This window comes from Rhizobium sp. 05L419 (assembly GCF_056397845.1).
The window spans coordinates 273,734-284,933 of sequence record NZ_JBFTOF010000002.1 but is presented as its reverse complement, the minus strand read 5'-3'; the positions used below and the strand labels follow the sequence as shown (position 1 = coordinate 284,933).

Below are 11,200 nucleotides of genomic sequence, written 5' to 3'. Positions count from 1 at the left end.
GCCCGGTCAAGGGCGAGGGAGAGGTGCGACGGCGGCGACGGCATCCGCTTGCGGTGCAATTGAAACAAAAGCCCGGCGATGGCAACAGATTTCTTCTGGCGTAAGTCACTGATAAAATACCATAAATACGGTAGAGATAGTCGTCTTTGCGCGTGGTCGACATGGTTTTCCCATCCAATGCGAAGTGGGTTAGCCAATTGACTTCGCACTGGCGCTTGCCTAACCATGAATCCATAACGGATGGTTCTGGATCGCCTAAAGCGTTTCGGATGAAAAGGGAATGTGACGCGGTGGACCCAATCAGGGCGCTTTCATCACAGCCGACCCCGCGACTGTAGAGCGGTCAGGGTCTTCCGTCCGGCGTCGGATGCGCATTACCGGTTGTCTGCATGGTGCAGACGGGTGAGGCGGGGAAGACGACGGAAAAGCCACTGGTAGTGCAAGCATGATTAGCCGGGGCTGGACGCCTCTCAGTCTACGAATCGTCCGCCTTTTCATGATTGCCGCCGGGAAGGCGAGGAAGATCCGCTGGCACGATCAGGGCGACCGGTTTACCGGCCCGCCCCGATCGCGGCCTGAACCCGCGAGCCAGGAGACCTGCCATATCGTGCCGGGCGCAGAGCCCACCCATGGGGCGACGTCCCCGCTGCCAGCACGGAGGTTGTCATGGCTGAAAGACAGATTTATCGATCGCATGGCGCGGTCGTCTTGCCGGTCGCTTGCGGGCATGGTCCGCAGATCGGATTGCATTTCCCATGAACACCTCATCTTCGGGCGCCACCTTCGTTCTCGGTGGTGCGCGGTCTGGAAAATCCCGCTTTGCCGAGCACCTGGTTGCGGCAAGCGGTCTGGAGCGCCACTACGTCGCGACCGGCCGCGCCTGGGACGACGAGATGCGTGCGCGGATCGACCAGCACAAGGCAGATCGCGGCGACATCTGGACCACCCACGAAGAGCCGCTCGATCTGGTCGGATGCCTTGAGGCTGTCGATGGCGAGAAGCGGGCGATCCTGGTGGATTGCCTGACGCTGTGGGTTACCAATCTGATGATGGCGGAGCGCGGCATAGCGGCGGAGTTTGCCGCCCTTGCCGCCTATTTGCCGACGGCGCGCGCCCAGCTCGTCTTCGTCTCCAATGAAGTCGGGCTCGGCATCGTGCCGGAAAACCGCATGGCGCGGGATTTTCGCGACTATGCCGGCCGGCTGCACCAAATGATCGCGGCGGAAGCTGCGAGTGTATATTTTATCGCGGCTGGATTGCCGCTGAAAATGAAGGGTTGAATTCCATGAACCAGCAGAAGATCCCCGCGACCGTGATCACGGGCTTTCTCGGCGCGGGCAAGACGACGATGATCCGCAACCTGCTCTCCAATACGGGCGGCAAGAGGATTGCGCTCATCATCAACGAGTTCGGCGATCTTGGCGTCGACGGCGAGGTTCTGAAGGGCTGCGGCGCGGAGAACTGCACCGAGGACGATATCATTGAGCTGACCAACGGCTGCATTTGCTGCACGGTCGCCGACGACTTCGTCCCGACGATGACGAAGCTTCTGGAGCGTGAAAACCGCCCCGACCATATTGTCATCGAAACCTCCGGCCTGGCCTTGCCGCAGCCGCTCATCGCCGCCTTCAACTGGCCGGATATCCGCACGCAGGTCACGGTCGACGGCGTGATCACGGTGGTCGACAGCGCCGCTGTTGCCGCCGGTCGCTTTGCCGACGACCACGATGCCGTCGAAGCACGTCGCGTCGAGGACGAATCGCTCGATCACGAGAGCCCAATCGAGGAGCTTTTCGAGGATCAGCTGACCTGCGCCGACCTGATCGTTCTCAACAAGACCGATCTTCTTGACAGCGCGAGCCTCAGCCGCGTTCGTGACGAGGTCGCCTCTCGCATTTCCCGCAAGCCCGTCATGATCGAGGCAAAGAACGGCGAGGTGCCGGCAAGCATATTGCTTGGTCTCGGCATCGGCACCGAAGGCGACATCGTCAACCGCAAGTCCCATCACGAACTCGAGCACGAGGACGGCACGCCGCACGACCACGACGAATTCGACAGCTTCGTCGTCGAACTCGGCCCCGTTGCCGATCCCTCGGCTTTCGCTGAAAAGCTGAAGGGCATCATCGCGGAGCATGACGTACTGCGTCTCAAGGGTTTCGTCGATGTCCCGGGGAGGCCGATGCGACTGCAGCTGCAGGCCGTTGGCACCCGTATCGATCACTATTTCGACCGAGCCTGGGCACCCGATGAAGCGCGCGGCACGCGTCTGGTGGTGATCGGGCTGCACGAGATGGACGAGACTTTGGTGCGCAAGGCGATAGAAGTCCTGGCATAAGGCAAACCGATGCATCTGCTTCTGGCACAGCAGGGAACGATCAATGACGGCGAGGAGGCGATCGATCTCGGTCAGTCTCCCGGCGACATCCTGTTCCTGTCCGCCGCCGACACCGAGCTTTCGGCAATCGCCGCCGCGCATGGCCACAGGCATCAGGCGCGCACGCTGCGCATTGCGAGCCTGATGAGCCTCAAGCATCCGATGTCGGTGGATGCGTATATCGAGCGAACGGCACGACATGCCAAGCTCATCATTGTGCGGGCGCTCGGTGGCGCAAGCTATTTCCACTATGCGCTCGAAGCCCTGCACGCCGCCGCCGCGCGGTATGGCGCGCTGATTGCCGTCTTGCCGGGCGATTCCAAGCCTGATGCGGGTTTGGCGCCGTTTTCGAATGTGCCGCTTGAGGATCTGAATGCGCTTTGGGCCTACCTGATCGAAGGCGGGGACACGAATTCTGCGGCATTCCTTGCGTATGCGCAAACCATGCTTTCGGGTGGTGAGAAGCCGGAAGCGGCCAGCCCTTTGATGAAGGCGGGGATCTGGTGGCCGGGGCGCGGTGTTATCGGCGTCGAGGAGTGGAAGGAAGCGGTTGATCGCTTCTGCTACCCAGGGAGAAGTGGCCCTTCAGGGCAGATGTGGCGCAGGAGTGATGCTGGGAGTGAGCAAGTCGATCGTCACGCCGATGGTTGCGGCACTGCCGATGGGGAGACGGGAGAGCGCCCGACTGTCGCCATCTCCTTTTATCGCGCACTTGTCCAGAGCGGCGAAACGCGCCCCGTTGAAGCGCTGATCGAAGCGCTTGCGGCGGAGGGAATGCGGCCGCTGCCGTTATTTGCCTACAGCCTCAAGGACGCGGTCTCGAAGGGTATCGTCGAGGCTGTCTTTCATGCGGTGAAGCCCGATGTGGTGATTAACACCACGGGATTTGCAGTCTCCGCACCCGGCGCTGCACGACAGCCGACCGTGCTGGAGGCTAGCGACGCCGTCGTGCTGCAAGCAATCTTTTCCGCGTCGTCTCAAGAGGCATGGGCCGCATCGTCGCAGGGCCTTTCGGCGCGCGATCTCGGCATGAATGTGGCCCTGCCGGAGGTCGATGGGCGGATACTTGCGCGGGCTGTCTCGTTCAAGTCGGCAGCGCGCTACGATGCGCTGGTCGAGGCGAACATCGTCGCCAGCGAGCCGGATGCCGGCCGCATGCAATACACCGCGCGGCTCGCCGCCAGTTGGGCGCGATTGCGCAAGACGCGTCCGCAGGACCGACGTGTGGCGCTTGTCATGGCGAACTATCCCAACCGCGATGGCCGTCTTGGAAATGGTGTTGGCCTGGACACGCCGGCAGGCACCATCGAGGTGCTTGGCGCGATGCGGTCGGCCGGCTACGCGGTTTCCAACTTTCCCGGGGATGGTGATGCGCTGATGCGGCATCTGATGGCGGGGCCGACGAATTCCGGCAACGATGGCAAGGTTGTCCGCGAGACGCTTTCCTTGAGTCGCTACAGGGAGTTCCTCGAAGGTCTTCCGAAAAAGATTCAGGATGAAATCGGCCGTCGCTGGGGTGCCCCGGAGACTGATCCGTATGTCAGGGATGGGGCGTTTGCACTGTCGTTCACCCGTTTCGGCGACGTGCTGGTCGGTATCCAGCCGGCGCGCGGCTACAATATTGATCCGAAGGAAAGCTACCATTCGCCGGATCTGGTGCCGCCGCACGGATATCTCGCTTTCTATGCCTTTCTCCGTCATGAGTTCGGTGCCCATGCCGTCATTCACATGGGCAAGCACGGCAATCTCGAATGGCTGCCGGGCAAGGCGCTGGCACTGTCGCAGGAGTGCTACCCCGAGGCCATCCTCGGGCCTCTTCCGCACCTTTATCCCTTCATCGTCAACGATCCTGGCGAGGGAACGCAGGCCAAGCGCCGCACCGCCGCTGTAATCATCGATCATCTGACGCCGCCGCTGACGCGCGCCGAGAGCTATGGGCCGCTGAAGGACCTGGAAGCGCTGGTCGATGAGTACTACGAGGCCTCGGGGGGCGATCCGCGCCGTATTCGTTTGCTCAGCAAGCAGATCCTCGACCTCGTCGCCGATATCGGCCTCGACCGGGATGCCGGCATTGCGAAAGGCGAGAGCGAGACCGAGGCGCTTAAGAAGCTGGACGCATATCTCTGCGACCTCAAGGAAATGCAGATCCGCGACGGCCTGCACATCTTCGGCGTTTCACCGCAGGGGCGGTTGCTGACCGATCTGACGGTGGCGCTGGCGCGCGTGCCACGTGGGCTTGGCGAGGGTGGAGATCGGAGCTTGCAGAGGGCGATCGCAAGCGATGCGTTTGGAAACCCCTCCCCAACCCCTCCCCATAAGGCGGAGGGGCTCAATCTGCGGCAGACCTCTCAACCACGCAAAAAGATCCTCAACCAGCTGCTAGGAGAGGCGGTAAAACAGGTAAGTCCTTCCCCCTTGTGGGGAGGGGTTGGGGAGGGGGCTTGTTTCGACCCGCTCGATTGCGACATGGCCGGCGATTGGCTCGGACCGCGCCCGGCGATGCTCACCGAGGTCTCCGCCGATCCATGGCGGACACAGGGTGACACGGTTGAACGGATCGAACTGCTCGCGGCGAAGTTGGTGTCTGCCGAGATCGCCTGCCCGAGCGATTGGCATGCGACCAATGCAGTCCTTGCCGAGATCGACGCCCGCCTGAAGCCCGCGATCCTCGCCTGTGGCGCCGCCGAGATCGATGGATTGCTGCGCGGTCTTGACGGTCGATTCGTGCCGCCCGGTCCTTCCGGAGCGCCGACGCGAGGGCGTCCGGACGTGCTGCCGACGGGGCGCAATTTCTACTCGGTGGACAGCCGCGCGGTGCCGACACCGGCGGCATATGAACTCGGCAAGAAGTCTGCCGAGCTCCTGGTCCGTCGCTATGTGCAGGATCACGGCGAATGGCCGGTTTCCTTCGGACTGACGGCATGGGGCACATCCAACATGCGCACCGGTGGCGACGATATCGCCCAGGCAATGGCGCTGATCGGCGTGAGGCCGATCTGGGATATGACGTCACGGCGTGTCACCGGCTACGAGATCATCCCGCCTGCCATGCTGCGCCGTCCGCGTGTGGACGTCACCTTGCGCATATCAGGCTTCTTTCGCGATGCGTTTCCCGAGCAGATTGCGCTTTTCGACAAGGCGATCCGCGCGGTCGGTGCGCTGGACGAAGATGTCGCGGACAATCCGGTCGCCGATCGCATGCGCGGCGAGGCGGCGAGGCTTGTCACAGCCGGGCTCGACGAAGCGCAGGCGCGCCGCCGTGCGGGCTTTCGCATTTTCGGCTCGAAGCCGGGGGCTTACGGCGCGGGGCTGCAGGCGCTGATCGACGAGAAGGGATGGGAGCGGCGTGCCGATCTGGCCGAAGCCTACCTGGTCTGGGGCAGTTATGCCTACGGTGCCGGCGACGAGGGGTGCGCGGAGCGCGGCGTCTTCGAGGAGCGGCTGCGGTCGATCCAGGCCGTGGTGCAGAACCAGGACAATCGCGAGCACGATCTTCTCGACAGCGACGAATACTATCAGTTCGAGGGCGGCATGGCGGCGGCGGCCGAGCAGTTGGCCGGCGCACGGCCGTCTATCTACCACAATGACCACTCGATGCCCGAAAAGCCGGTGATCCGCTCGCTGGAAGAGGAAATCGGCCGGGTCGTGCGCGGCCGTGTCGTCAATCCGAAGTGGATCGACGGTGTTATGCGGCATGGCTACAAGGGCGCCTTCGAGATTGCTGCGACGGTGGACTATCTCTTTGCCTTCGCGGCAACGACGGGTGCCGTCGGCAATCATCATTTCGAAGCCGTCTACCAGGCCTTCGTCGCCGATCCCAAGGTGCGCGACTTCATGATCGAGAAGAACCCAGCAGCGTTTGAAGAGATGAAGGAGCGGCTGCTGGAAGCGGTCGACCGCCAACTCTGGACGCCACGCAGCAATTCGGCGCAATTCGATCTTGCGCGCGCCGTCCACGACACTTTCAAGACCACAGAGACATTCAAGATTGCATCCGGGGAAAAATGAGATGACTGACGAAACGACGGATATGGTGGCCCACGACGACGCGCGCCATGCTGACAAGATGGCCAAGAAGAAGGCCGCGCGCGACAAGATCATGGCGACGAAGACGGACGAGAAAGGCCTTGTCATCGTTCATACAGGCAAAGGCAAGGGCAAGTCGTCAGCCGCCTTCGGCATGATCTTCCGGCATATCGCGCATGGAAAGCCCTGCGCTGTCGTGCAGTTCATCAAGGGTGCGATGTGGACGGGTGAGCGTGACCTCATCGAGAAGCACTTCTCCGATATCTGCCAGTTTCACACGATGGGCGAGGGCTTCACCTGGGAAACGCAGGACCGCGCCCGCGATGTCGCCGCGGCCGGTGCCGCATGGGAAAAGGCAAAGGAGCTGATCCGAGACGAGCGCAACTCGATGGTGCTGCTTGACGAGATCAACATCGCGCTTCGCTACGACTATCTCGACGTCAACGAGGTGGTGGCGTTTCTCAAGAACGAGAAGCCCTATATGACTCACGTCGTGCTCACCGGGCGCAATGCAAAGGACGAGCTGATCGAGGCCGCCGATCTGGTAACCGAGATGGAACTCATCAAACATCCGTTCCGATCGGGCATCAAGGGGCAGCCGGGCGTGGAGTTTTGATGACGCAGAGCTGGATTTTCTGGGCCATACTATCTGCGGCCTTTGCCGCGCTGACGGCGATCTTTGCGAAGATCGGCGTCGCCGGTGTGAATTCCGATCTCGCAACGCTTATCCGGACGATCGTTATCGTCATCATCATCACAGTGATCGTGGCTGCGACCGATCAGTGGCAGCCGTTCTCCAGCATCTCCGGGAAGACGTGGCTGTTTCTCTGTCTGTCCGGGGCAGCGACGGGTGCCTCCTGGCTTGCGTACTTCCGGGCGCTGAAAATCGGCGACGCGGCGCGCGTGGCGCCGATCGACAAGCTGTCGATCGTGCTTGTGGCGGTGTTTGGCGTCGTGTTTCTCGGCGAAAAGCTCAACACGATAAACTGGCTCGGCGTGAGCCTTATTGCCGGCGGGGCCTTGTTGCTCGCGCTGTTCTAGGGCCGTTTCGCAGCCGGCGCCATTTGAGCGAGGATTTCCACCGTTTCTCTGTTGGCTGGAAAGAAGGACTCGATCGCCAGTTCCGAGAGCGTGACGTCCACCGGGGCCCCGAATACCGTTGTCGTGGAAATGAAGGAAAGCAAGCCTGCCTCCGTCTGCAACTCGAATGGTACGGCGATGCCGGCATAGTCGTGCCCGCCGGCATGATCCTGTTTTTCGGACGGTGCCGGGTAGGCGGACAGTTCCTTGAGCAATTCACCGAGGACGGGGTCTGCCGTTGCCGATATCTGCTGGTGCAGGCGCTCCAATAGGTGAACCCTCCATTCTGGCAGGTTTGCGATGTGTGGCGCAAGGCCCATCGGGTGCATGCTGACGCGCAGGACGTTGACCGGCCCTGCCAGCAGCGACGGGTCGGTGACCCCAGCAAGAAGCGGGGCAACTGCCGCGTTGGCTGCTACCAGCGTCCAGTGGCGATCGACGGCGAGGGCCGGGTAGGGCTCGTGCCCCTTTAGCACCATGTCGATTGCTTGGCGTGCCGGACGCAGGGCAGGATCGTCGAGAGAGCGCTCGGAAAACAGCGGCGCAAAACCTGCGGCAAGCAGCATCGGATTGCGTTGGCGCAACGGCACGTCGAGCCGTTCGGCCAGGTGCAGCAGCATGTCGCGGCTCGGAACCGACCGGCCGCTCTCGATGAAGCTCAGGTGCCTTTGCGATATCTCGGCTTCCAGCGCGAGGTCGAGCTGACTCATCCGACGTCTCTGCCGCCAATCTCTGAGGTAGTCTCCAAGGGAGCGGGCGGGCGCCATCATCACGCGGCGTCCGGCAGCTGGTCGATGAAGCCGTGCACGGTCTTCAGGCGTCCGCTTTCGAGCACGGCAAAGTCGGTGCCCTTGATCAGATGTTCGCCGTCCTGCGGTCCAAGGCCCCAGGAAAACCGCAGGTTGTTGCCGTAGCCGTCGGCAGGGCCGAGGAGTTCGAACCGGAAGCCGGGGAAGCGGGTCTGGACCGCATCGACCAGAGCGTTGATCTGCGCGTGGCCTTCGCCGCGCATCAGCGGGTCGATATAGCTTGCCTCTTCATGCCAGGTTTCGGCAATCAGCGCGCTGCGGCGGGCGGCGTCCGTCTCGTTCCAGATTGCGATGTAGCGTTCGGCGCTGCTGTTTGCGTCTGTCATCAGATCGTCTCCTGTTTGGCGCCCGGCTCGTCCAGGCATTGCGATCATGGAGTAGCGCCAACGCCTCATCAATTACGCCGGAGGTAATCGGACGCCGGCCTCAGATCTCCAGCCAGAGGCGGATAGGGTTCAGCGGATCAGCCAGCAGCTTGATCGTAAAGGCGATGCACACGATGACCAGGAGTGGCTTGATCAGCCGCGCGCCGGTGCGCATCGCGAGCCGGGAGCCGAGCTGCGCACCCAGAAACTGGCAGGCACCCATAATCAGGCCGATCTTCCACAATATCGCGCCATAGGAGATGAAGACGACGAGGGCGCCGACGTTCGAACCGAAGTTGAGCAGCTTGGTGTGCGCGGTGGCCTTGAGCATTCCGAAGCCTGCCAGGGAAACGAAGGCCAGCATCAGGAACGAGCCGGTTCCGGGTCCGAAGAGGCCGTCGTAGAAGCCGATTGCCGGAACCAGCGTGAGTCCGAAAGCAAACGGCGTGATGCGGCGGTGTTTGTCGATATCGTTGAGGTTGGGCTTCAGCGCGAAATAGAGGGCGATTGCCACGAGCAGAACCGGCATGATCGCGCGCAGTACACCGCCGGGTACAATCGTCGCTAGCGCTGCACCGAGGGCGCCGCCCATGACCGCCATCAGCGCCATCGGCAATTGCTTGCGCAAATCGACATGTCCCTTGCGGGCGTAGGCAAACGTCGCAGACGCTGCCCCGAAAACCGATTGCACCTTGTTGGTGCCGAGCGTCTGCAGCGGCGGGATGCCGGCAATCAGCATGGCCGGAACCGTGATCAGCCCACCGCCGCCAGCGATCGAATCGACAAAGCCGGCAAGAAATCCCGCGGCGGCGAGGAAGAGAAGCAGATTGGGGGCAAGATCGGACAAGGCGGGCTCTGAGATGGGCTGTAATGGCGCGCATGTTGCATTTCCGGCCCTCTGCTGCAATGGCTTGCGTGACACAGGGGGACTGGTATTCGAAACGCCTATGAGCAAGATCGAATTCGATATGACACGCCGCCATGTGCTCGGGCTCGGTTGCGAGCGCGGCACATCGTTTGAAGAAGTGCATAGCCTAGCCGTGGCTGCGTTGGCGAAAGCAGGCGTTGCAGCAAAAGAGCTGGCTGCCGTTGCATCAATCGATACGCGCAGGCAGGAGGCGGCGATTTTGGCGGTGGCGGTGAAATTCGCCGTGCCGAGCATCTTTTTCGATGCAGCCTCGCTCGAGCGGGAGACGCCTCGTATCAAGAATCCCTCGACAATAGTCTTCGCGCACACGGGCTGCCACGGCGTCGCCGAAGCTGCGGCGCTGGCGGCAATCGGACCGGCGGCGGAATTGATCTTGCCGAAACTCAAATCGGAACACGCCACTGCGGCGATCGCGCGCATCCTGTTGCAGAAACAATAACGGGCGCTATGGTTGCCGCCGATCTCGCGGCGCCGTCGGGCGGCCTGCGGAAATAACGATAGAAGGAACACTCATGCACAAGGTCATTTATGACACGGATCCGGGCGTCGACGATGCAATGGCGCTGCTATTCCTGCACCGCCATCCGGAGATCGACCTTATCGGCATCACGACCGTCTTCGGCAATGCCTCGATCGAGACGACCACCCGCAACGCGCTGTTCCTGAAGAAAGAATGGAATATTCCGGCCCCCGTCGCTAAGGGTGCCAACGTGACGATCGATCCCTCCCGCAGGGAGGGCGCGTGGCCGACCTTCGTGCATGGCGACGACGGCCTTGGCAACATCAACGTGCCGGCCACCGTTGACGTGCCGCTCGATCCGCGCCCGGCCTACAAGTTCATCATCGAAACGGTTCGCGCCAATCCAGGCGAGGTAACGCTGGTTGCGGTTGGCCGCATGACCAATCTCGCGCTAGCCCTGAAGGAAGATCCCGAGATTGCCAGGCTGGTAAAGAGTGTGGTCATCATGGGCGGCAATTTCTATGTGCCGGGCAATATGTCGCCGGTCGCCGAGGCGAACATCCATGGCGATCCCGAGGCCGCCGATATCGTCATGACTGCGCCCTGGAAGGTGGTGGTCATCGGTCTCGATGTCACCGCGATTACGACGATGAGCCGCAGCTATCTTGCCGATGCCGCCGCCAGGGGCGACAACGCGGTGAAGCTGTTGAACGACCTGTCGCAGTTTTACATCGACTTTTACAAGCATGCAGTCGATGACGGAATGATGGTTCACGACAGCTGTGCCTGCGTCTACGTCGTGGCGCCCGAGCTGTTCACCACGATATCCGGTGCGGTGCGCGTCGTCTGCGGCGGCATTGCCGACGGGCAGACGATCGTGAAGCCGGATGGCCGCCGCTTTCCGCCAGGCGATTGGGACGGCCTGCCGAGCCAGGTCGTTTGCACCGGTATCGAATCGGGAAAGGTGATCGACCTCATCCGAGATACGCTGCTCAGGGCTTAGTCGCCGGCTGTCCCTGCGGATTTCGGCGCAACGGCAATGGATGAGTCCATTCAGTCGCTTGCGCCGCAATCTTCGCGTCTTGAATCCGATCGTTGAACATCTGCTACAATGCTATTTCGACAGATCGGATTCATCGCTCCAACTGGCGTTGACCT

At 62.0% G+C, this 11,200-nt stretch carries 10 protein-coding genes and 1 riboswitch; of the genes, 7 read left to right on the top strand and 3 right to left on the bottom strand.

Going from position 1 to position 11,200, the window contains the following annotated elements:
• Window positions 1-224 precede the first annotated feature (224 nt).
• A riboswitch (cobalamin riboswitch) is annotated at window positions 225-619 on the top strand.
• A gap of 136 nt (window positions 620-755) precedes the next feature.
• The 5 genes from cobU to AC1DMK_RS03705 are packed head-to-tail and all read left to right on the top strand — an operon-like array spanning window position 756 to window position 7,441.
• On the top strand, window positions 756-1,280 hold the full coding sequence (gene cobU, locus AC1DMK_RS03725) for a bifunctional adenosylcobinamide kinase/adenosylcobinamide-phosphate guanylyltransferase (protein WP_477857182.1): 525 nt from the start codon (window positions 756-758) through the stop codon (window positions 1,278-1,280).
• 5 nt (window positions 1,281-1,285) lie between these two features.
• Window positions 1,286-2,335: a cobalamin biosynthesis protein CobW gene (cobW, locus tag AC1DMK_RS03720; RefSeq protein WP_477857180.1), complete on the top strand. Its 1,050-nt coding sequence runs from the start codon at window positions 1,286-1,288 to the stop codon at window positions 2,333-2,335.
• Between the two features lie 9 nt (window positions 2,336-2,344).
• On the top strand, window positions 2,345-6,382 hold the full coding sequence (cobN, locus tag AC1DMK_RS03715; RefSeq protein ID WP_477857178.1) for a cobaltochelatase subunit CobN: 4,038 nt from the start codon (window positions 2,345-2,347) through the stop codon (window positions 6,380-6,382).
• Window position 6,383: 1 nt separating this feature from the next.
• Window positions 6,384-7,016 (top strand): cob(I)yrinic acid a,c-diamide adenosyltransferase, encoded by a 633-nt coding sequence (gene cobO, locus AC1DMK_RS03710; protein WP_037061082.1) that lies wholly within the window; start codon window positions 6,384-6,386, stop codon window positions 7,014-7,016.
• Entirely contained in the window at window positions 7,016-7,441 is a 426-nt protein-coding gene (locus tag AC1DMK_RS03705) for an EamA family transporter (RefSeq protein ID WP_037061085.1), read from the top strand. The genes cobO and AC1DMK_RS03705 overlap by 1 nt, the downstream gene beginning before the upstream one ends.
• Here AC1DMK_RS03705 and AC1DMK_RS03700 read toward each other — a convergent pair.
• The 3 genes from AC1DMK_RS03700 to AC1DMK_RS03690 form a co-directional block, all read right to left on the bottom strand.
• Window positions 7,438-8,250 (bottom strand): helix-turn-helix domain-containing protein, encoded by an 813-nt coding sequence (locus AC1DMK_RS03700; protein ID WP_477857175.1) that lies wholly within the window; start codon window positions 8,248-8,250, stop codon window positions 7,438-7,440. The genes AC1DMK_RS03705 and AC1DMK_RS03700 overlap by 4 nt on opposite strands.
• Window positions 8,250-8,615: a nuclear transport factor 2 family protein gene (locus AC1DMK_RS03695; protein WP_477857173.1), complete on the bottom strand. Its 366-nt coding sequence runs from the start codon at window positions 8,613-8,615 to the stop codon at window positions 8,250-8,252. The genes AC1DMK_RS03700 and AC1DMK_RS03695 overlap by 1 nt, the downstream gene beginning before the upstream one ends.
• 100 nt (window positions 8,616-8,715) lie before the next feature.
• On the bottom strand, window positions 8,716-9,501 hold the full coding sequence (locus tag AC1DMK_RS03690; RefSeq protein WP_037061090.1) for a TSUP family transporter: 786 nt from the start codon (window positions 9,499-9,501) through the stop codon (window positions 8,716-8,718).
• Window positions 9,502-9,601: 100 nt separating this feature from the next.
• Here AC1DMK_RS03690 and AC1DMK_RS03685 point away from each other — a divergent pair, with 100 nt between their 5' ends.
• Entirely contained in the window at window positions 9,602-10,021 is a 420-nt protein-coding gene (locus AC1DMK_RS03685) for a cobalamin biosynthesis protein (protein WP_477857171.1), read from the top strand.
• Between the two features lie 73 nt (window positions 10,022-10,094).
• Window positions 10,095-11,045, top strand: coding sequence for a nucleoside hydrolase (locus AC1DMK_RS03680; protein WP_037061094.1), 951 nt, complete (start codon window positions 10,095-10,097; stop codon window positions 11,043-11,045).
• Window positions 11,046-11,200 lie beyond the last annotated feature (155 nt).